The sequence below is a fragment of the Bradyrhizobium sp. SZCCHNS1050 genome (genome assembly GCF_032484785.1).
Lineage (GTDB): Bacteria > Pseudomonadota > Alphaproteobacteria > Rhizobiales > Xanthobacteraceae > Bradyrhizobium.
This window is the reverse complement of sequence record NZ_JAUETR010000001.1, coordinates 3,734,362-3,753,303: the sequence shown is the minus strand read 5'-3', so window position 1 is coordinate 3,753,303 and position 18,942 is coordinate 3,734,362. Positions and strand designations below refer to the sequence as shown.

The 18,942-nt window shown below is 66.1% G+C and carries 20 protein-coding genes and 1 other RNA gene; 6 read left to right on the top strand and 15 right to left on the bottom strand.

The genetic code is table 11. The features are described from left to right. Positions 1-28: 28 nt before the first annotated feature. The 7 genes from ybgC to QX094_RS16925 form a co-directional block, all read right to left on the bottom strand. Positions 29-478, bottom strand: coding sequence for a tol-pal system-associated acyl-CoA thioesterase (gene ybgC / locus QX094_RS16955; RefSeq protein ID WP_315713928.1), 450 nt, complete (start codon positions 476-478; stop codon positions 29-31). An 80-nt stretch (positions 479-558) separates the two neighbouring features. Continuing rightward, positions 559-1,479 (bottom strand): metallophosphoesterase, encoded by a 921-nt coding sequence (locus QX094_RS16950; protein WP_315713927.1) that lies wholly within the window; start codon positions 1,477-1,479, stop codon positions 559-561. Between the two features lie 84 nt (positions 1,480-1,563). Further along, complete coding sequence (gene ruvB, locus QX094_RS16945; protein WP_315713926.1) at positions 1,564-2,613, bottom strand: Holliday junction branch migration DNA helicase RuvB; 1,050 nt, start codon at positions 2,611-2,613, stop codon at positions 1,564-1,566. Next, on the bottom strand, positions 2,610-3,029 hold the full coding sequence (locus QX094_RS16940; protein WP_315713925.1) for a cytidine deaminase: 420 nt from the start codon (positions 3,027-3,029) through the stop codon (positions 2,610-2,612). Before QX094_RS16940 ends, ruvB begins: the two co-directional genes overlap by 4 nt. Before the next feature lie 46 nt (positions 3,030-3,075). Next, on the bottom strand, positions 3,076-3,693 hold the full coding sequence (gene ruvA / locus QX094_RS16935; protein WP_008961684.1) for a Holliday junction branch migration protein RuvA: 618 nt from the start codon (positions 3,691-3,693) through the stop codon (positions 3,076-3,078). After that, positions 3,690-4,217: a crossover junction endodeoxyribonuclease RuvC gene (ruvC, locus tag QX094_RS16930; RefSeq protein ID WP_315713924.1), complete on the bottom strand. Its 528-nt coding sequence runs from the start codon at positions 4,215-4,217 to the stop codon at positions 3,690-3,692. The genes ruvA and ruvC overlap by 4 nt, the downstream gene beginning before the upstream one ends. Positions 4,218-4,290: 73 nt before the next feature. After that, positions 4,291-5,037, bottom strand: a complete 747-nt coding sequence (locus QX094_RS16925) for a YebC/PmpR family DNA-binding transcriptional regulator (RefSeq protein ID WP_315713923.1) — start codon at positions 5,035-5,037, stop codon at positions 4,291-4,293. A 222-nt stretch (positions 5,038-5,259) separates the two neighbouring features. Here QX094_RS16925 and QX094_RS16920 point away from each other — a divergent pair, with 222 nt between their 5' ends. Beyond that, on the top strand, positions 5,260-7,008 hold the full coding sequence (locus QX094_RS16920; RefSeq protein ID WP_315713922.1) for a methyl-accepting chemotaxis protein: 1,749 nt from the start codon (positions 5,260-5,262) through the stop codon (positions 7,006-7,008). 45 nt (positions 7,009-7,053) lie between these two features. Beyond that, complete coding sequence (locus tag QX094_RS16915) at positions 7,054-8,484, top strand: methyl-accepting chemotaxis protein (RefSeq protein ID WP_315713921.1); 1,431 nt, start codon at positions 7,054-7,056, stop codon at positions 8,482-8,484. A gap of 9 nt (positions 8,485-8,493) precedes the next feature. Here QX094_RS16915 and QX094_RS16910 read toward each other — a convergent pair whose 3' ends face one another. The 4 genes from QX094_RS16910 to QX094_RS16895 all read right to left on the bottom strand — a co-directional run bounded on the left by QX094_RS16910 (position 8,494) and on the right by QX094_RS16895 (position 12,569). Then, positions 8,494-9,318 carry a TIGR00282 family metallophosphoesterase gene (locus QX094_RS16910; protein ID WP_315713920.1) on the bottom strand — a complete coding sequence of 275 codons (825 nt, stop codon included), beginning with the start codon at positions 9,316-9,318 and terminating at the stop codon, positions 8,494-8,496. A gap of 1 nt (position 9,319) precedes the next feature. Next, complete coding sequence (locus tag QX094_RS16905; protein WP_315714372.1) at positions 9,320-9,901, bottom strand: 5-formyltetrahydrofolate cyclo-ligase; 582 nt, start codon at positions 9,899-9,901, stop codon at positions 9,320-9,322. Between the two features lie 110 nt (positions 9,902-10,011). Further along, a non-coding RNA gene (ssrS, locus tag QX094_RS16900) (6S RNA) lies at positions 10,012-10,173 on the bottom strand. Between the two features lie 707 nt (positions 10,174-10,880). Continuing rightward, the gene (locus QX094_RS16895; protein WP_316188052.1) at positions 10,881-12,569 is read right to left on the bottom strand and encodes an IS1182 family transposase; all 1,689 of its coding nucleotides are present in this window, start codon (positions 12,567-12,569) and stop codon (positions 10,881-10,883) included. 346 nt (positions 12,570-12,915) lie between these two features. Between QX094_RS16895 and QX094_RS16890 the strand changes: the two genes are divergently transcribed. After that, positions 12,916-13,371, top strand: a complete 456-nt coding sequence (locus tag QX094_RS16890) for a DsrE family protein (RefSeq protein ID WP_315713919.1) — start codon at positions 12,916-12,918, stop codon at positions 13,369-13,371. 116 nt (positions 13,372-13,487) lie between these two features. Further along, a complete protein-coding gene (locus QX094_RS16885) occupies positions 13,488-14,735 on the top strand; it encodes a TAXI family TRAP transporter solute-binding subunit (protein WP_315713918.1) in 1,248 nt (415 codons plus the stop codon). 318 nt (positions 14,736-15,053) lie between these two features. On the opposite strand, the gene QX094_RS16880 is transcribed toward QX094_RS16885, so the two are convergent. Together QX094_RS16880 and QX094_RS16875 are read right to left on the bottom strand one after the other, a co-directional pair. Further along, positions 15,054-15,695 carry a glutathione S-transferase family protein gene (locus QX094_RS16880; RefSeq protein WP_315713917.1) on the bottom strand — a complete coding sequence of 214 codons (642 nt, stop codon included), beginning with the start codon at positions 15,693-15,695 and terminating at the stop codon, positions 15,054-15,056. A 3-nt stretch (positions 15,696-15,698) separates the two neighbouring features. Further along, positions 15,699-16,967, bottom strand: a complete 1,269-nt coding sequence (locus QX094_RS16875; protein ID WP_315713916.1) for a serine hydrolase domain-containing protein — start codon at positions 16,965-16,967, stop codon at positions 15,699-15,701. 211 nt (positions 16,968-17,178) lie between these two features. Between QX094_RS16875 and QX094_RS16870 the strand changes: the two genes are divergently transcribed. Then, the gene (locus QX094_RS16870) at positions 17,179-17,382 is read left to right on the top strand and encodes a hypothetical protein (RefSeq protein WP_315713915.1); all 204 of its coding nucleotides are present in this window, start codon (positions 17,179-17,181) and stop codon (positions 17,380-17,382) included. 161 nt (positions 17,383-17,543) lie between these two features. Continuing rightward, positions 17,544-17,930 (top strand): ester cyclase, encoded by a 387-nt coding sequence (locus QX094_RS16865; RefSeq protein ID WP_315713914.1) that lies wholly within the window; start codon positions 17,544-17,546, stop codon positions 17,928-17,930. Positions 17,931-18,068: 138 nt separating this feature from the next. Here QX094_RS16865 and QX094_RS16860 read toward each other — a convergent pair whose 3' ends face one another. Beyond that, positions 18,069-18,452: a cell division protein ZapA gene (locus QX094_RS16860; protein WP_284423241.1), complete on the bottom strand. Its 384-nt coding sequence runs from the start codon at positions 18,450-18,452 to the stop codon at positions 18,069-18,071. Further along, on the bottom strand, positions 18,449-18,799 hold the full coding sequence (locus QX094_RS16855) for a DUF4164 domain-containing protein (protein WP_315713913.1): 351 nt from the start codon (positions 18,797-18,799) through the stop codon (positions 18,449-18,451). The genes QX094_RS16860 and QX094_RS16855 overlap by 4 nt, the downstream gene beginning before the upstream one ends. Positions 18,800-18,942: the final 143 nt, after the last annotated feature.

Genomic DNA, 18,942 nt, shown 5'->3' with positions numbered 1-18,942 from the left:
CATCCCTCCGCCCGCCGTTACCACGTCTTTAGGCGAGGTCCGCCTTCATCAGGTCGCGCAGCGCTTTCGGTATGGGCTGCGCCCTGCCGCCGCTGATGAACGCAACTCTGACGTCGGCCTTGACGAGCACCTCCTCGCCGCGCCTGACCTCCTGCGCCAGCGTGATCGACGCGCCCTTCACCGCCACGGGCCAGGTGACGACGTCGAGCACGTCGTCCATACGGGCCGGCCGCAGGAAGTCGAGCGTCATCGAGCGCACCACGAAGGCGAAGCCCGGGGCCTCGCTTGCCGCCTCCGCGAACAGCGCGTGCTGCTCGGCGCCCATCAGCCGCAGATGATTGGTGCGGCCGCGCTCCATGAAGCGGAGGTAGTTGGCGTGATAGACGATTCCGGAGAAATCCGTGTCCTCGTAGTAGACCCGCACCTGCATGTGGTGGCGGCCGTCGCGGATCGCGCCGTCGAGATGTCGTTGGGTCAAGGGAAGCCCTCGATAGCCGGAAATGGCGATCGTTTCGCCCAGTTCAACGGCCAACGCAAGAGCAGGCCAGCGCGAGCCGGCTAGGACGTCACCTCGACGGGTTCCCTGCCGACGTTGACCAGCACGATCTCCGGCGGCATGCCGATCCGGACTGGCATGATGCTGCAGCCGAGGCCGCCGGAGACGATCACGTCGCATTGGGTGCGGATGTGGCCGTAGGCCAGATTGACGCCATTACGCGCGGGAACGGCCGGCGACCAGCCGAGCACGCGGATCTGGCCGCCATGCGTATGCCCCGACAACTGCAGCGCCACGCGCGGCGGCACCCGGAGCGCGACGTCGGGCTCGTGCGCCAGCAGAATTACCGGGGCGCTGTCCGTCACCTTGCGCAGCGTCGCTGCGAGATCATCGATGCCGATCCGCGGCATCGGCCGGAAGCGCCGCGCTGGCATGTAGGCCAACTGATCGCCGAGGCCGGCAAGCCAGAAGGCATGGCCATTCTTGGTGAGACGCACGACGTCGTTCTCGTAGACGGGAATACCGGCGGCCTCGAGCGCCTTCTGGGCATACGGCGCGCCGCGGCCGTCGCGCTGCACGGTTCGATCATCCCAATAATCATGATTGCCCAGGATGGCGTGCACGCCCAACGGCGCCTTCAGGCCGCCGAGCACCGGCGCCCAGGCATCGGCGTCGATGCGTCCGATGTGATGACGATGACCGGCGACGTAGTCGCCGAGCAGAACGATCAGATCCGGCTGCAGCGCGTTGGTTCGCTGGACGATCCCGTCGATATGAGCGAGCGACATCCAGGGATCGCAGGCATGGATGTCGGCGATGGCCGCGATCTTCAGTCTTAGCCCAGCCGGCCAGTTGCGTGGATGGATGTGATAGTCGGTGACGCCCAGGCGGAGCGGCTCGACGCCGACGCCGTAGGTCGCGGTCGAAAAACCGGTGGCGGCAAGACCGCCTGAGAATGACAGAAAGCGACGGCGTGACAGCATCGATAAACTCCTCGCAGCGGCTCCCTTCTCCCTGATCATTGCAACCGATTTCGGGTGCGTCTGTGCAGATTGTCAGCAGTTTCGTTAATCATCGTCCTCGCTGCCGAACAGACCGAACTGGCCGGGATCGCGGTTCGAGGGCTCGGCCAGGCCGAGATGCCTGAACGCGTGCGACGTCAGCAGCCGGCCGCGCGGCGTACGCTGCAGATAGCCGCATTGGATCAGATACGGCTCGATGATGTCCTCGATGGCATCGCGCGGCTCCGACAACGCTGCCGCCATGGTCTCGACGCCGACCGGCCCGCCGCCGTAGTTCAGCGCGATGGTCGAGAGATAGCGCCGGTCCATCGCGTCCAGCCCGGCGGCATCCACTTCGAGCGCGCTCAGCGCGTGATCGGCGATGGCGCGATCGATCGCACTGGCGTTGGCGGCCGACGCGAAGTCGCGCACGCGGCGCAGCAGCCGGCCGGCGATCCGTGGCGTGCCACGGGCGCGCCGCGCGATCTCGTTGGCGCCGTCGGCGGTCATGCCGACCCCGAGCACGCGGGCACCGCGCGTGACGATGCCTTCGAGCTCCTCCACCGTGTAGAAGTTCAGTCGGATCGGAATGCCGAACCGGTCACGCAACGGATTGGTCAGCAGGCCTGCGCGCGTCGTCGCGCCGACCAGCGTGAACTTCGACAGGTCGATCTTGACCGAGCGGGCCGCGGGGCCTTCGCCGATGATGAGATCGAGCTGGAAATCCTCCATCGCCGGATAAAGGACCTCCTCGACCGCCGGGCTGAGACGATGGATCTCGTCGATGAACAGCACGTCGCGCTCTTCGAGATTGGTCAGCAGCGCGGCGAGATCGCCGGCCTTGGCGATGACCGGGCCCGAGGTGGCGCGGAAGCCGACGCCGAGCTCACGCGCCACGATCTGCGCCAGCGTCGTCTTGCCAAGTCCGGGCGGACCGACGAACAGCACATGGTCGAGCGCCTCGCCGCGCTTGCGCGCCGCCTCGATGAAGATCGAGAGGTTGGCGCGCGCCTGCTGCTGGCCGACGAACTCCGACAGCTGCTGCGGACGCAGCGCAGTGTCGCCGACATCGTCGGAGCGCCGCTCCGGACTGACCATGCGCGCCGGCGGCTTCATTCGTTGCCGCGCCTGTATTTGTTCGGCAGCAATTCGCCGATGGTCACCGCCGCAGGCCCCTTGCCGTTCGACGGCACGATGACGCGCGCCTTGGCATCATAGTCGTGGATCAGCTCGCGGCAGGTGCCGCAGGGCGAGACCACGGCGACCTCGCCGGGCTCGCCGGGCTTGGGATGGCGCACGGCAACGATGGTCTCGATGCCGTGGTCGCCAAACTCGGTGATGGCGCGGCCGATCGCGATGGCCTCGGCGCAGACAGCGTTGCGGCCGAGATAGGCATCGATGTTGACGCCAGTGATGATGCGGCCGTCGCGCGTGCGCATGGCGGCGCCGACCTCCTGCCAATCGTTGCGATAGCGGCTCTTGACCGCTGATGCGGCCGCCTCGATCAGCTCCTTGTCCTTCTTGCTCACCATGGGGGAAACGGATGTCCTTCTGCTCGCCCGGCCGGGCGACGATAGCCTATTTCGCCAGCTCCTTGAGGCCGAGGCGAATGAGTTGCGCGGTCTCGGCCTTGTCGCCGGCCGCGCGTGACGCGGCGGCAATGGCGGCAGCCGCCTGCGGCTGGCCATAGCCGAGATTGATGAGCGCGGAGATCGCGTCCGCGATCGGCTGCGGCGCGCGGGATTCTTCGATGGCGCCGGACAGCCTGACGACACCGGGATCGACATCGGCGAACGCCGGCGCCTTGTCCTTCAGCTCGGTGACGATGCGCTCGGCGACCTTGGGGCCGACGCCCGGCGTGCGCGCCACCGCGGCCTTGTCGCGCAGCGCGATCGCATTGGCGAGGTCCGCCGGCGGCAGAGTGCCTAGGACCGCGAGGGCGACCTTGGCGCCGACGCCCTGCACCGTCTGCAAAAGGCGAAACCATTCCCGTTCGACATCCGAGCGAAAACCGAACAGCTTGATCTGGTCCTCGCGCACATAGGTCTCGATCGACAATGTGGCGGCTTCACCGGGCGACGGCAAGGCCTGCAGCGTCCGCGCCGAGCAGTGCACCTGGTAGCCGACGCCGCCGACGTCGAGGATGACGAAATCCTCCGCGTAGGAATCGATCAGCCCCTTCAGCTTGCCGATCATAGCCCGGCCACCTTCATGCGCAGCGCCTGGCCCTGGCGGTGATGGGCGTGGGTGATGGCGATGGCGAGCGCGTCCGCCGCGTCGGCCGACGGCGGCTCGGCCTTCGGCAGCAGGATCTTCAGCATCACCGCGATCTGGCCCTTGTCGGCATGACCGGCGCCGACCACGGTCTTCTTGACCTGGTTGGGGGCGTATTCGGCGACCGAAATTCCGAACATCGCCGGCGCCAGCATGGCGATGCCGCGGGCCTGGCCGAGCTTCAGGGTGGCGACGCCGTCCTTGTTGACGAAGGTCTGCTCGACCGCGGCTTCCATCGGCGCGAACCGGCCGAGCACCGCCGATAGCCCCTCATGGATCGCCAGCAGCCGGCTCGCCAGCGGCAGATCATCGGGCGGCTCGACCGAGCCGCAACCGACATAGATCAGCCGGTTGCCCTCGCTCTCGATCACGCCCCAGCCGGTGCGGCGGAGGCCGGGATCGATCCCGATGATGCGGATTGCTGCGCGAATCGGCTGGGCTTTCATGGATTAGAGATAGCCTCGCGCCGCACCGATGGAAACATAAACGGAACGCACGAACGACGTGGTTGAGCGTCCGTCAACCGCTCATCTTCGCCATCAGGGCGTCCGAGATTTCGAAATTGGCGTAGACGTTCTGGACGTCGTCGTGTTCGTTCAGGAGGTCCATCAGCTTCAGCAGCTTCTCGCCGGTCTCGTCGTCGACGGCCACCGTGTTCTGCGGCTTCCAGGTCAGCGCCGCCTTGCGCGGCTCGCCGAACTTGGCTTCGAGGTTCTTGGCGACTTCATGGAAACTGTCCGGCGAGGCATAGACCTCGTGGCCGCCCTCGCCCGAGATCACATCGTCGGCGCCGGCCTCGATCGCGGCGTCCAGCACGGCATCGTCGGAGGCGACGCTGCGGTCGAATTCGATGATGCCGACGCGGTCGAACATGAACGAGACCGAGCCGGTCTCGCCGAGGTTGCCGCCTGATTTGGTGAAGAAGGAGCGGATGTCGGACGCGGCGCGGTTGCGGTTGTCGGTCAGCGCCTCGACGATGACGGCGACGCCGCCCGGGCCGTAGCCCTCGTAGCGGATCTCGGCATAGTTGTCGCCCTCGCCGCCGAGCGCCTTCTTGATGGCCCGCTCGATGTTGTCCTTGGGCATGTTCTCGGCCCGGGCGGCGACCACGGCGGCGCGCAGCCGCGGGTTCATCGCCGGATCGGGCGTGCCGAGCTTGGCGGCGACGGTAATTTCGCGCGCCAGCTTGCCGAACAGCTTGGACTTCATCGCATCCTGCCGGCCCTTGCGATGCATGATGTTCTTGAATTGGGAATGGCCGGCCATGCGAGGTCTCTTGCAATCGTAGGGGATCAGGTGGGGAAGCGCGGCCTTATAGGCCGGGAATCGTCAAAATCAAAGATTTGAGGTAGTTTCAGGGTGGCTGCCCCCTCCTCGGAGAGCCAGTTGGCTGCCCCGCACCATAAGCCAAATGTTAACCATGGCTTCACAGTCAAGTGCAACGATGCCGCCCCTCTGCACCTTTTCACCCGCACCGGGGCCTACCCCATGGCGTTTGGTTTCTTTGCAAGACGAGCCTCTGCGCCCGAGCCGGTGGCCGAACCGAAGCCGGTGGCCGCGCCGGAGCCGCTGGCGTCGTCGGATGCCGATTCGGCCAAGGCCATCCTCGACCTGCTGGAGCTGGAACTCGGCGGCATGATTCGCCAGCTGGAGCGCGCCGCCGATGCGGTCGCCAGCGGCGCCGAGGCGACGGCGGGGACGCTGACGGACATTCGCCAGCGCGCCGATGCGCTGAGCGGACGCAGCAGCACCGCGCAAGGAACGGCGGCGACGTTCGCCCACGCCGCAGAGAAGGTGACCCAGTCCGCCCACGGTATCCGTGCCCAGGTCCAGGACGCCGGCCAGCTCGCCGACCAGGCCAGCGCCGCCGCCTCGGAAGCCCGGGCCAACGTCGACCGCCTGCGCGAATCCTCGGCGGCGATCGGCAACGTCGTCAACCTGATCTCCCAGATCGCGCGCCAGACCACCTTGCTCGCGCTCAACTCGACCATCGAGGCCGCCCGCGCCGGCGAGGCCGGCCGCGGCTTCGCGGTGGTGGCCACCGAGGTCAAGGCGCTTGCCGTCCAGACCCAGAACGCGACCGAGGAGATCACCCGCAAGATCGAGGCACTGCAGAAGGACGCCGCCGGCTCGGCCGAGGCCGTCCACCGCATCTCCCAGGCGATCGAGGCGATCCGCCCCGTCTTCACCAACGTCAACGGCGCCGTCGCCGAGCAGAACCAGACCACCGGCGAGATGTCGAACAATGCGGCCCAGGCCTCGCAGTTCATATCCTCGGTGGTCGACAGCGCCGCAGACATCAGCAACGCCACCCAGCAGGCCGAGAGCTATGGCGAGCGCGTCACGAACGCCGGCCGCGCCGTGACCATGTACGCCCAGAAGCTGAAGGCGCGCTGCGCCGTGCTGCTGCGGCAGGGCGATCGGCCCGTGCGCAGCGGCAGCGAGCGTCTGCCCTGTCACCTCAAGCTCGAGATCAAGTCGGGCGCACGCACGATCGGTGCGCCGGTCTATGAGATTTCCAACGACGGCCTTCTGATCACCGGCCCGGATGCGAGCCGCCTGCCCGTGAACGAGCGTCTCGACGCCGTGCTGGAGGACGTCGGTCCGTGCCGCCTGCGCGTCACCGAGCAGGTCAAGGCCGGCGCCCAGGCGCGGTTCGATGCGCCAAGCGCCGAGCTGCGCGAGAAGATCGAGGACAAGCTCTGGGCGCTGCATGAGGAGAACAACGAGTTCGTCACCCGCGCCATGGAAGCCGGCACCGAGCTGAACCGGATGTTCGAGAGCGCCGTTGCGCGCGGCGAGATCACGCTCGAGGACATGTTCGATACCAACTATGTCGAGATCCCCGGCACCAATCCGCAGCAGCACCGCAGCCGGATCCTCGACTGGGCCGAGCGCGTGCTGCCGTCGTTCCAGGAGGCCTTCCTCGCCAAGGACCAGCGCATGGCGTTCTGCGTCGCGATCGACCGCAACGGCTATCTGCCGGTGCACAACCGGATCTATTCGCATCCGCAGCGGCCGGGCGATACGGCCTTCAACACCGCCAACAGCCGCAACCGCCGCATCTTCAACGATCCGGCCGGGCTCGCGGCAGGCCGCAACCAGCGGCCCTATCTGATCCAGAGCTACGCGCGCGACATGGGCAACGGCAACACCATCATGATGCGCGAAATCGACGTGCCGATCCGGGTTCGCGGCCGGCACTGGGGCGGCTTCCGCACCGCCTACAAATTGTGAGCCAAGCCGTGATTTTCTGATCCTTTCAAGCCCGGGAGTCTGGACATGTCGGTCGCGCAACGCGCCATTCTGGAAAGTCACGACGCGCGCACCGGCGCCGAACGGCTGATGGACGAGATCGCCGACCGCATCGGCGGTCTCGGCGTCGAGCTCGCCGATGTCGCCGGCAACGTCCAGGAGGTCGCCAACCGCGTCAGCTACCAGTCGCAGCGGTTCGGGCATCTCCAGGCCACCGCCAAGACCATGGTCGCGGCCAATCACGACATCGCCACCGCCTCGCAGGCGGTGCAATCGGCCACGACCGCCGCGGTCGGCGACATCGCCCAGTCGCGCAACGTGGTCGACACCGCGGTGCGGCACATCGCCGAATTGGTCGAGTCCGTCGAGCGCATCGAGCAGCGGCTCGGCTCGGTCGGCGATGCGCTGTCGCAGGTCGCCAAGGTCTCGGTCGCGATCGAGGCGATCGCCAAGCAGACCAACCTGCTGGCGCTGAACGCAACCATCGAGGCGGCCCGTGCCGGCAGCGCCGGCCGGGGCTTCGCTGTCGTCGCAAGCGAGGTGAAGTCGCTCGCCGAGGCGACGCGGCAGGCCACCCAGGAGATCGGCGATACCCTGCGCGGGCTCGACTCGCAGGTGAAGAGCCTGCTCGGCGAGAGCGGCCAGGCCTCCTCCCGCGCCAAGACCGCGGGTGAAGGCGCCCAGCAGATCGGCGGCATCATCGTCCGCGTCCAGGACGGCTTCACCAGCGTCGGCCAGGAGATCGACGGCGTGGCGAAGGCCGCGACCTCCAACCTCGCGCATTGCGACGCCGTGATCAGCGAGCTCAACGAGCTCGCCAAGGGCGTCGACCAGTCCTCGGTCGAGCTCAAACAGGCCGACAGCCGGATCGCCAAGCTGCTCGATCATTCCGAGGCGCTGATCGGGCTGATCGCCGAGAGCGGCGTACAGACCGCGGACGCGCCGCTGATCAAGACCGTCGTCGACACCGCCCGGCAGATCTCAGCGACCTTCGAAACGGCGATCGACCGCGGCGAGATCACGCTCGCCGACCTGATGGACGAGAGCTATCGCGAGATCCCCGGCACCAATCCCAAGCAGTACATGACGCGCTACGTCGAATTCACCGACCGCGTCCTGCCGGCGATCCAGGACCCGATCCAGGGCAGCGATCCGCGCATCGTGTTCTGCGTCGCCTGGGCGCGCGGCGGCTACCTGCCGACGCACAATCCGAACTACCGCAAGCCGCAGGGGCCCGATCCGGTCTGGAACAACGCCAACTGCCGCAACCGCCGGCTGTTCGAGGACCGCGCGGTGAAGAAGGTCGCCGCCGCCAGCAACAAGCCGTTTCTGCTGCAGACCTACCGCCGCGACATGGGCGGCGGGCAGTTCGTGCTGATGAAGGACCTCTCGGCGCCGATCTTCATCAAGGGCCGGCATTGGGGCGCGTTCCGGATGGGTTTTCGGCTCAAGGCCTGATCCAGGCTCTCATCCTCCCCAGAACGAAGGCTTCGCCGGCGACAGCCGGCCGCCGATGCGCACCGGCGCGATCTTGATCGCAAGCCCGGTGCCGTTGTCGGTCTCGACCGCCACGCCGCTCAACGTCGCCTCGCCGGAGGCCGGCTCGAAGCGCGCCGACGGGATGCCCGACTGGAAGCGGCGCAGCGGCTCGTCCTTCTGCATGCCGATGATGGAGTCGTAATCGCCGGTCATGCCGGCATCGGTCATGTAGGCGGTGCCGCCGGGCAGGATCTGGTGATCGGCCGTTGGCACATGCGTATGGGTGCCGACGACGAGGCTGGCGCGGCCGTCGCAGAAATAGCCCAGGCCCTGCTTCTCGCTGGAGGCCTCGCAATGCACGTCGACCACGATCGCATCCGCCGCCTCGCGCAGCGGGCAGGCGCCGAGCTCGCGGCCGACAGCCGCGAACGGGTCGTCGAACGGCGTCATGAACACGCGCCCGAGCACGTTGACCACCAGCGCGCGGGCGCCGTTCTTGGCGTCGACCAGCGCCGCGCCACGGCCGGGCGTGCCCGCCGGATAATTCGCAGGGCGCACCAGGCGCGGTGCGCGCTCGATGAACACCAGCGCCTCGCGCTGGTCCCAGGAGTGGTTGCCGAGCGTGACCGCGTCGGCGCCGGCGTCGACCAGCTCCTGATAGATCGCCTCGGTGATGCCGAATCCGCCGGCCGCGTTCTCACCATTGACGATGACGAGATCGAGCGCCCAATCGCGGATCAGGCCTGGCAGGTGGTCCGAGACGGCGCTGCGGCCGGCCCGGCCGACGACGTCGCCGACGAAGAGAATTCGCAACTCAATTGCTCCGGAAATCCAAGGTCTCGCGCTCGGTTAGCACATAATCCAGCGCCGCGTCGTGGGCCAAGGCCGGGATCGCCTCGGTTTCCTGCACGGCAAAGCCGAGGCCGACGCCGATGAGGTGATGCGATTTACGCAAGTGCGAGAAGGTGTAGTCGTAGTAGCCGCCACCGTAACCGATGCGATGGCCGGTGCGGTCGAAGGCGGCGAGCGGGACCAGCATCACGTCCGGCACCAGTTCGGCCGCAACAGGCGACGGCTCGGGGATACCGAGCGAGCCCAATGTCAGCCGATCACCCGGCGACCACGCCCGGAAGGAGAGCGAATGGCCGCGCGCCAGGATGACCGGCAGTGCCAGCCGCGCACCCTTCGCCGCCAGCACGCGCATCAGCGGCACCGGATCGAGCTCGTTGCGAATCGGCGCATAGCCCGAGACCACCTGGCCCGGCTCCAGCGCGAAGGGGAGCCCGCGCGCCGCGATGGCCTGCGCGGCGGCGCTGCGCGCCTCGTCGCTCAGCGCGTCGCGCGCGGCGAGGGCTGCAGCTCGCAGCTGCTGCTTGGTGTGCTGGACGGCCTTCATCGGCATGCGGCGGGATCTCCGTCAAGAGCTCGCGGACGCGGGCACTCCAACGTTCTCAGAAACGCAGCAGGTCGGCAATCAAGGGGACAGAACAGAGGGAGAGAGACAAGCGCGAAGCCGCAATCGCCGTTGAAACGCTCGATCCCGGAGTTCCCTACGAAAGTAGGTGGGCACCATATGTCCAGGTCCACGGACCTGGCCAGGGACAGTTCCCTAAAGGATCGATAAGGCCCCGGGGATATGTTGGTTCCGGACGCGCGTCGCAGCCTCGCTGACGCAATGTAACCATGGCGGGGTGATTTTGCCAGCGGTGGAAGCGGATTGACGCGCGCTGCCGTTGTCCAACCTCGGCGTCGTCGCCCGGCTTGACCGGGCGCCCCCGTACGCCGAGGCAGCAGTGGTTGAGCCGACAGGCCGCGGCGTACCGGATCGCCCGCTTTTCGCGGGCGATGACAGTTGTCGGGTGGTAGGAGCCGGGCCGAACACGGCAGAGCAGATCAGAATAGGCATGGCATCGCGTCCTCGTGGCGCTCGGCGTCCGAGTTGTTCATTTGGCTCGCCCTCTCGACACAGAGGGCACAGGGAAGGCCGGGCGTCGGCTGACGCCCGTGGCCCGCCTGCGTAAAAAATGCAGGCGGCAGGTACCACAGGTGCAGCCGGAAACACCCGGCCTTCCCTGCGCGACGGTTTGAACGGCTGCTTCGCGATCTCCCTGGTGCGCCGGGCTTGTTGGCCACCATGCGCGACAACGCGCTTGCGCGCGTTGCGCGGGACACCAGCATCGGGGTGTCAGGACCACGCGACTTGACCGTACGTGCATCGCCGTTCGTCCGCGCGATCAACTCACGCTGCGGCAATCCACGCCCATCGCATCCCACTGCCAACGCCTCGTGACGGTCGCGACACGCCCCTCATGCGGCAGCAGGACGAGCGGAAGCATCCGCCTGATTTGCCCGACGAGGCTGGGCAAGAATCCGAATTAGGGGGCTGAGAGGGCTCGGCGCGGTGCAATTTCGAGCCATGACTGCATCATGGTCCAGAACCGGATGAGGGCAAACGAAATCGCCTCCCATGCGCCCCTTGCCTTGCCAGAAGTGGCATGTAGAGCTGCAAGAGCCCATTCGGCGATGCGGGCGAGGAAGTCGTCGAAACCGAGAATGTTGAGGACGCGGGTGAGGTTGTAGGAGAGCGCCATCAGGCTCCATTCCCCGCGAACCTTGTCGAAGCCGCGGACAAGGAAGTGCTGATAGCCGGCGCGGCACTTGAGCGTGCCGAACGGGTGCTCGACGATGGCTGAGCGGCGGCGCATCAATCGGCCGGCCTGTTCGCTCGCCATCCTCTGGCGGTGACGATCCAGCACCTCTTCGTGCTCCCATCGAGAGACGCTGCGGCTTTTTGCCTTCGCAGAGAGACAAGACGCCTTGAGGAGGCAGATGCCGCAAGTCGCTACGGAGGCCAGGTAGCGGCGTTCCATCCTGCCGCTCGTATTCTTCCAGAGCTTCTTCGTTGGATGCAGCGCTTGGCCTGCGGGACACTGATAGGTGTCGGTTGCGGAATTGTAGGTGAAGTCACCTCGCGTGAAGCGACCGTGCTTCTTGCCATTGCCGTGATGCAGCGGGACATAGGCGGTGATGCCGTCATCCTCGCAAGCCTTGAGATCCCCGCTGTTGTAATAGCCGACATCCGCCAGTATCTGCAGCGCCTCGACCTGGAGGCCCTCCTTGGCCGCCTTCGCCATCATATGAAGGTGTCCTGTATCGCTGCGATTGACGACCTCGCTGGCGATGATCAGCTTATGCTTGTCGTCGACGACGCTCTGGACATTGTAGCCTGCGATCGTCTGGTCGCCCTTGCTCAGCAGCCGCGCATCGGGATCGGTCTTCGACACCTGTCCCTTGTCGCCTTTGTCCAGGTTCTCCAGATCGGACTGTGCGCGTTCACGCTTGGCCATCAGCTCCTTGATCTTGTCCCCGACATCGCCTCCATCCTTGTTGTCATCCTTGCCGTCGCCGGGCCGCTTGGCTTCCGTCGCGTCGTTGGTGTCGAGAGACTTGCCGTACGCCTCGATCTCCTCATCGAGCTTGGCGATCTGTTTGGCGAGCTTCCCGCGCGTGAAGATGCTGTCCTTGCTGGCATTGCCGTGGAACAGCGCGCCATCGACCGCGACCAGGGTCCCGCCGATCAGCCCGATCTCCTGCAGCAACAGGACGAAGCTACGGTTCGCCGCCTTCAAGGCAGCCCAGTTCTCCTTGCGGAAGTTCGCAATCGTCCGATAGCCGGGCTTCAGGTTCCTCAACAGCCAGATCAGCTCCAGATTGCGGCCGGCTTCACGCTCGAGCCGGCGCGACGATCTGATCTGGTTCAGATAACCATAGAGATAAAGCTTCAGCAGGTCCGCCGGATCGTACGGCGGCTGCCCGACACCCAATCCCCTCCGCTTGGCGTGGCGGAAGCCAAGCTTGGCAAGATCGAGGGCGTTGACGTAGCTGTCAATCGCACGAACCGGATTGTCCGGCCCGACATAATCCTCAATCCGAGGCGGAAGCAGGCTCTCTTGATCGCGGCTCTCGCCGCTCTTGAACGGCCGATTCGTCATGCCTCCAAATCTTACCGTGAACACTGAGTTCTTGCCCAGCCTCGACACGGCAAGCCATGCGGCCTGCGACATCGTAACGCGACGGGCAGTCTGCGCATGATCGACATGCGCGGTTTGCCCGTCGTGCAGTTTACGACGTGCATCTGCTCCCGTGCCGCCAGCTCAACATTCCGCCGTCGTCCCGGCCTCGCGCGCCCTTGCGCCGAGGCAATTCAGGATCTCTCCGCAGATGCAGCCTGGATTGCTTCGCCTCGCCACTGCGCTCGCAATGACGCCGTGGTGATGACGGCGCTCCCGCGGCAGCGCCGCGTCGGCAGCGCATAGTCTTGCCACGATTCAGGCTCATCGACTTGGAGCTGAGGTTGTGGCAGATCATGCCTACATCCCAATGCCCTGTATCGTACATTGGAGTCCTGGCATGCGCTTCGATCTCAAAACCGTCACGGCCGCCTGCGCGCTACTGATCGCGTCGGCTGCTGCGAGCCTCGCCGCCGACGTCAAGATTCATCGCGTCTCGATCCAGGTCGATCAGAACGATCCGGCAATCATGAATCTGGCGCTGAACAACGCCACCAACATCATGGAGACGTTCAAGGAGAAGGGCGAGGAGGTCGAGATCGAACTCGTCACCTATGGACCCGGGCTGAACATGCTGCGCGAGGATACCTCGCCGGTGAAGGACCGGCTCAAGCAGATCGCCGAGCTCAGCTTTCCCGCCAAGATCAAGTTCTCCGCCTGCAACATCACCAAGCGCGGCATGGAGAAACGCGAAGGACATCCGATTGCGATCGTCGCCGAAGCGAGCCTGGTGCCATCGGGCGCGGTGAGGCTGATGGAACTGCAGGAGAGCGGCTGGAGCTATCTGAAACCTTAGGTAGTTTCTGCCCCAAAACTGCCAGCTTTAGGGCTCATTGAGATACGACCTTGGATTGAGCTGTGTCATCAGTCTGCTCGGGGGATGGCGAGCAGACGCGATCGGGGACTAGTCACATGCACAGAGTACTCGCCCGGCCGGCGCTGCTGGCGCTGGCAACGCTTTCGGCTGCCTTGCTCACCCCCGTCGGCGCGGTGCTTGCGCAAGGGCAGTCCGCCGCTCCGCTCTCGATCAAGCCTGCGCGCGCGTCGGAACGGCGGGCCGTCGAGCCTCGGGTCTCCGAGACCCGCGCCCCCGAGCCACGGAGCGCCTCGGACGAAGCCGCCATCAAGACGCGCATGAACCAATGGACCGTCGGCCTGGCCGCGGGCCTGCCCGACGGCGGCTTCGTGCGCTTCGCCAGCGAGATGGCGCGGACCATGGACGACGGCGACAACATGCGCCTGATCCCGATGGTGACGCGCGGCACCACCTCGAACATCGCCGACCTGCTCTATCTGCGCGGTGTCGACGTCGCGATCACCTATGCCGATGCATTCGACTTCTATGCCAGGCAGGCCGGCCTTTCCAATATCAACGACCGCATCCGCTACGTGCTGCGCTTCTTCATCTCCGACGTGCACATCTATGCGCGCGAGGAGTTCAAGTCGCTGCAGGACCTGAAGGGCCAGAAGGTCGCGGTGGGCACGGCGGGCGTGGCCGCCGCCCACACCGGCCCACTGATCTTCCGGCGCCTCGGCATCGACATCGAGCCGGTCGCGGTCGGTGGCCCCGTCGCACTGGAGAAGCTGCACAAGGGCGAGATCGCCGCGATGGTGTATGTCGCCTCCAAGCCCGGCGAACTGTTCAGCGGCAAGAAGGCGGATCCTGGATTCCACTTCGTGCCGGTGCCGTACACGCAGCAATTCTCGGACTTCTATTATCCGACCAGCATCAAGGCCGACACCTATCCAGGGCTGGTCGCACCCGACACCGCCGTGGAAACCATCGCCGTGCCGTCGGTGCTGGCCGTCTACAACTGGAAGCCGGGCAGCGACCGCGCCGACCGCGTCAACCGCTTCGTCGACACGCTGTTCACCAACCTCGCGCGGCTGCAGCAGCCGCCGTTCCATCCGGGCTGGAAGGATCTCAATCTCGAGGCCCAGGTGCCGGGCTGGCAGCGCTATCCGTATGTCGACGCCGTGCTGGAGCGGATGAAGAAGGAGGCCAATGTCGGCCTGCCGCCCGCCGCGGCCGGCAGTCTCTCGCAGCAGGAGCGCTTCGATGCCTTTCTCGAATCGCAGGCCAAGGCGCCGACCTCGAAGGCGGAGAAGGAGGAGCTGTATCGCTCCTTCCTGGACTGGAGCCGCAAGCGGCAGAAGTGAGCAGGCGATGGGCTGATGACAGCGGGCGAGGTGGTGGGCTGTCGACCATAAGTTCATTTGCATTCTCGCCCTAACGCTGGCGTGTTGCGAGAAGCTGAAAAATAGTGGGACGAGACATGGCGGCTCGGACAGTCTGCTCCCTCTCCCCGTTCTCACGGGGAGAGGGTTGGGATAAGGGGCCGACGCACGGGGAGTGCACGTGGTGAGACCTGTCCCCCCTCACCCGGATTGCATCTCACGATGCAATCCGAGCTCTCCCCGCAAGCGGGGCGAGGTAAACCGAGCAAGCCGCCAAAGCGATCTTCCGACCCGCGACGATCAGCTCAACAACAACGCCATCCCCGGATCCCCCTTGGCCATCGCGCGCTGATAGGCCGGGCGCGCAGCGATGCGGGCGAGATAGGCGCGGATGTTGGGGAAGGGTCCGAGATCGTAGGGCAGGAAGTAGCGCATGGTGGTGAGCGAGAAGACGGTCATGATGTCGGCGGTGGTGAGCGCGTTTCCCGCGAGATAATCCGCCTCGCCGCAACGCGCCTCGACCAGCGCGAAGGCACGGTCGAGCCTCGCCCTGATGGCGCCGAGAACCGGATTGTCGTCGGGCAGATGCAGCCGGTTGAGGATCATCAGTCGGCCCATCGCCGCCTGCAACGTACCGTTGGCGAAATGAAGCCAGTAGAGGAACGGCGCGAAGCTGGGATCATCAGGCCCAGGCCGCAAGCGGTCTTGGCCGTAGGTCGCGGTGACGTAGTCGACGATCGCGCCGGATTCGGCGAGCACGAGATCGCCATCGGTGATCACGGGCGCCGCGCCGATCGGATGCAGCGCCTTGTACTCGGGCGGCGCCAGCATCGTCCGGGCGTCGCGCGTGTAGCATTTCAGTTCGTACGGAATTTCCAGCTCCTCGCAGAGCCAGACGATACGTTCGGACTGCGACTTGCCGAGGTGATGAACCGTGAGCATGCGCTATTTCACCATCGCGCCATAGACGATGTCCTGCACCTGCTCGCGATAATATTTGCGCAAGTCCCCGGGCGCCGCCGTGCCGACCACGACGACGAGACGCTCCCTGGGATCGCAGAAGAACTGCGTGCCATAGGCGCCGTTCCAGCTGAACTCACCGGGATTGCCGGGCACCGCCGACAGGCCCTCGCTGACGCGCACGGCGACGCCGAGCCCGAAGCTGAAGCCGGCGCGATGCGGCTCCACATTGGCGACGGTGTTCTTGATCTCGGGCCCGAGATGGTTGGAGGTCATGTGGTGCACCGTCTTCGGACTCAGGATGCGCGCGCCGTCGAGCTCGCCGCCATTGAGCAGCATCTGGCCGAAGCGGACGTAGTCGCCGATGGTGGCGAACGAGCAGACGCCGCCGCAGTCCGACTTGGTCGGCGTGTCCAGCAGCTTGATCGCCTGCGGCTTGCCGGTCAGCGGATTGTTCGGAAACGGATGCGCCAGCCGCGGGCGCTGTGCGTCGGTCGGCGCGAACGTCGCATCGGCCATGCCGAGCGGCTTCCAGAGATTGGCCGACAGATATTCGCCGAGCCGCTGCTCGCTGACCTTCTCGATCACGGCGCCGAGCACGTCGATGGAGAAGCCGTATTCGAACTGCGTGCCGGGCTGATGCGCCAGCGGCAGCTTGGTGATGCGCTCGATGAACGCCTGGGTGTCGCCTTCGATCGCAGGCGCGGTGCCGTCGGGATAGAGCCGCGCCACCGCGCTCGAGCTGTCCGGCCGGCCGCCATACATCAGGCCCGAGGTGTGGCGGTAGAGATCATGGATCAGGATGGGGCGGGCCTGCGGCACCAGCAGCAGCGCTCCGTTTTCCTGGGTGACGCCGACCTTCATGTCGGCGAATGCCGGATAGTAGTCGGCGAGCCTGGCCTGCAGCGGCAGCCGCCCCTGCTCCATCAGCATCAGCCCGCCGACCGCAGTCAACGGCTTGGTCATCGAGGCCAGGGCGAAGATCGCGTCGAGCGGCATCGGCGTGCCCTTGACCGGATCGAGCTGGCCGTAGGCCTTGTAATGCACGAGCTTGCCGTCGCGCGCGATCGCCACGACCGCGCCGGGCACGCGCTTGGCGGCGATCTCGCGGGCGAAGAAATCATCCATGCGCGCGAGACCCGCCGGCGAGAAGCCGACCTCGTCGGGCTTGGCTTCGGGCAGCGGCGCGGCCGCGAGCTGCGTGATGATCATGGTGAAGGCTGTGGCTACGGCCGCCTTGAGCAGCGTCTTCATGGGCACTCCCTGATGCGCGGACGATCCCGTTTGTCGCCACGGGATTCAATGGCTCCGCCTGGACAATGAGTAGAGGACACAGGGAGGAACGACAAGCGGTCGCAACACGATCGCATCGCGATGACGTGATCGGCCTCGCTGCCGCACAACGGCGTATCCGCGCGACCAATCGGAGGGAGACGGGCGAGACCGCTGACACGCGAGATCACGCATGCTGAGGACGATCGGACTCATCCTTCACACGCTCTGGGCCATTTGTACGCTTGCGACCGGAGCCTTCGTCGGCGCAGCCGTCGGCTTTCACTATCATGGCTGGATCGGCGCCATTGTCCTCGGCGTCATCGGCCTGGGCGTCGGTAGCCTGGCGGCGGCCTACCCGCTGGAGACGATCGCGACGCTGTTGGAGGGTCTTTGACGCGAGGGCCATGTAGCCCGCATGAGCGAAGCGACGCCCGGGAAAGCGCGGGCACCGAGATGGTCTCGGATATCGCTGACCTTCATTGAGGCTACGGGCTGGGAACCGCCATGCCGGCCCCGTGTTGTTCGATGCAACGCGTTCGTCCAAACAGCCGCGCCATGACCGGACCCGAGCTCGCCAATCACTATCGCGGCTATATCGTGTGCCTGAATGCGCAGGCTTGGCCGCAGCTCGGCGATTTCGTGCACGAGCACGTCGTTCACAACGGCCGGCAGCTCGGACTCTCCGGCTATCGCGACATGCTGATCGGAAACTTCGCCGACATTCCCGATCTCCGTTTCAACATCGGCCTGCTGCTATCAGACCCGCCCCGCGTCGCGAGCCGGCTGTACTTCGACTGCACGCCATCCGGCGAATTTCTCGGGCTCGCCATCGACGGCCAGCGCGTCGCCTTCACCGAGAACGTGTTCTACGAATTCCGCGAGCGCAAGATCGTGGAGGTGTGGTCGGTCATCGACAAGGCCGCAATCGAGGCGCAGCTGTGAATGCGAACGCGTGGCGGCACCAGCCGCCCCAATGGGCTCAAGGCCGGGACGACACCTTGGATGAGGCGGCAGGTCAGACAATCGCTGATGGAGAGACCCACAACACGATGATACGTTGTCGCGAGGGCTTGAATCGTCTCACCCGATCGCCACACCACCGCCGATGGTGCGGTTCAGCACCTGTGTGGTGCGCTCGATGCGCTCGGCGGCGGCGTTCAGCGCCTTCGCCACCGCGACCTGCGTGGCACGGGCGCGGTCGCTGGCCTGGTTGCGGACGTTGCGCAGGCCTTCGAGCTCCTGCTCCAGCACCTGGACGCGCTGATTGGCATCGATCAGCTCATCGCACACGGTGAGCGCCGCCATCACGGTGAGTCGGGCGTCGCCGATCTCGCCGAACTTGCCGCGCAGATTGGTGATGCGCGTCTCGAGACTCTCCGCGAGCTTCAGCAGCCGCAGCTCCTGGCCCTCCTCGCAGGCCATGCGATATTGACGGCCGTTGATGGTGACGTTGATGTGGCTCATTCCTCGTCCTCATCATCATGCGCGGCGTCCTGCCCGTCGCCACCAGCGAGCACCGCGCGGATCGTGCCGATCGCGGTGTCCAGGCGTTCGGCGATCTCGCGGTTGGTGCGCTCGAGCCGGCGCGTCTTCATCAGGGAGCCGTCGAGCTCGTCGGCGAGACGCGAGCGGTCGGCGCCGAGCGCCTGGATGCGCGTCGCCAGCTCGTCCTCGTCACGATCCGCCTCGCGCCGCCGCTCGACCGCGCTCTCCAGCGCGTCGAGGGCCGTCATCAGTCGCCGCGTCGCCGCCTCGAGATCGGCGGCGCCGGGTTCCACCTGGCCGGTAAGATTGGCAGGGTGATCGTTCATGGCACGGATGCGAGGCCCTCGGAGCAAGCGGGATGCGACAAAAGCGCTGTCCGGCAAGCGGTTACGGGCAAAATCTTACGTGGTGGGCGAGCCAAGCGCAACGCTCGGCCGAAACTATGCACTACTAAGCAACTTTTGGGAGG

What these genes read in the sequence shown, in the direction of transcription:
- QX094_RS16865 (WP_315713914.1), top strand. Translation starts at nt 17,544, where the DNA reads ATGACCGGACCCGAGCTCGCCAATCACTATCGCGGCTATATCGTGTGC.
- QX094_RS16890 (WP_315713919.1), top strand. Translation starts at nt 12,916, where the DNA reads ATGCGCTTCGATCTCAAAACCGTCACGGCCGCCTGCGCGCTACTGATC.
- QX094_RS16885 (WP_315713918.1), top strand. Translation starts at nt 13,488, where the DNA reads ATGCACAGAGTACTCGCCCGGCCGGCGCTGCTGGCGCTGGCAACGCTT.
- QX094_RS16915 (WP_315713921.1), top strand. Translation starts at nt 7,054, where the DNA reads ATGTCGGTCGCGCAACGCGCCATTCTGGAAAGTCACGACGCGCGCACC.
- QX094_RS16855 (WP_315713913.1), bottom strand. Translation starts at nt 18,799, where the DNA reads ATGAACGATCACCCTGCCAATCTTACCGGCCAGGTGGAACCCGGCGCC.
- QX094_RS16860 (WP_284423241.1), bottom strand. Translation starts at nt 18,452, where the DNA reads ATGAGCCACATCAACGTCACCATCAACGGCCGTCAATATCGCATGGCC.
- QX094_RS16875 (WP_315713916.1), bottom strand. Translation starts at nt 16,967, where the DNA reads ATGAAGACGCTGCTCAAGGCGGCCGTAGCCACAGCCTTCACCATGATC.
- QX094_RS16905 (WP_315714372.1), bottom strand. Translation starts at nt 9,901, where the DNA reads ATGAAGGCCGTCCAGCACACCAAGCAGCAGCTGCGAGCTGCAGCCCTC.
- QX094_RS16870 (WP_315713915.1), top strand. Translation starts at nt 17,179, where the DNA reads ATGCTGAGGACGATCGGACTCATCCTTCACACGCTCTGGGCCATTTGT.
- QX094_RS16880 (WP_315713917.1), bottom strand. Translation starts at nt 15,695, where the DNA reads ATGCTCACGGTTCATCACCTCGGCAAGTCGCAGTCCGAACGTATCGTC.
- ruvA (WP_008961684.1), bottom strand. Translation starts at nt 3,693, where the DNA reads ATGATCGGCAAGCTGAAGGGGCTGATCGATTCCTACGCGGAGGATTTC.
- QX094_RS16950 (WP_315713927.1), bottom strand. Translation starts at nt 1,479, where the DNA reads ATGCTGTCACGCCGTCGCTTTCTGTCATTCTCAGGCGGTCTTGCCGCC.
- ruvC (WP_315713924.1), bottom strand. Translation starts at nt 4,217, where the DNA reads ATGAAAGCCCAGCCGATTCGCGCAGCAATCCGCATCATCGGGATCGAT.
- ruvB (WP_315713926.1), bottom strand. Translation starts at nt 2,613, where the DNA reads ATGAAGCCGCCGGCGCGCATGGTCAGTCCGGAGCGGCGCTCCGACGAT.
- QX094_RS16925 (WP_315713923.1), bottom strand. Translation starts at nt 5,037, where the DNA reads ATGGCCGGCCATTCCCAATTCAAGAACATCATGCATCGCAAGGGCCGG.
- QX094_RS16920 (WP_315713922.1), top strand. Translation starts at nt 5,260, where the DNA reads ATGGCGTTTGGTTTCTTTGCAAGACGAGCCTCTGCGCCCGAGCCGGTG.
- QX094_RS16895 (WP_316188052.1), bottom strand. Translation starts at nt 12,569, where the DNA reads ATGTCGCAGGCCGCATGGCTTGCCGTGTCGAGGCTGGGCAAGAACTCA.
- QX094_RS16940 (WP_315713925.1), bottom strand. Translation starts at nt 3,029, where the DNA reads ATGGTGAGCAAGAAGGACAAGGAGCTGATCGAGGCGGCCGCATCAGCG.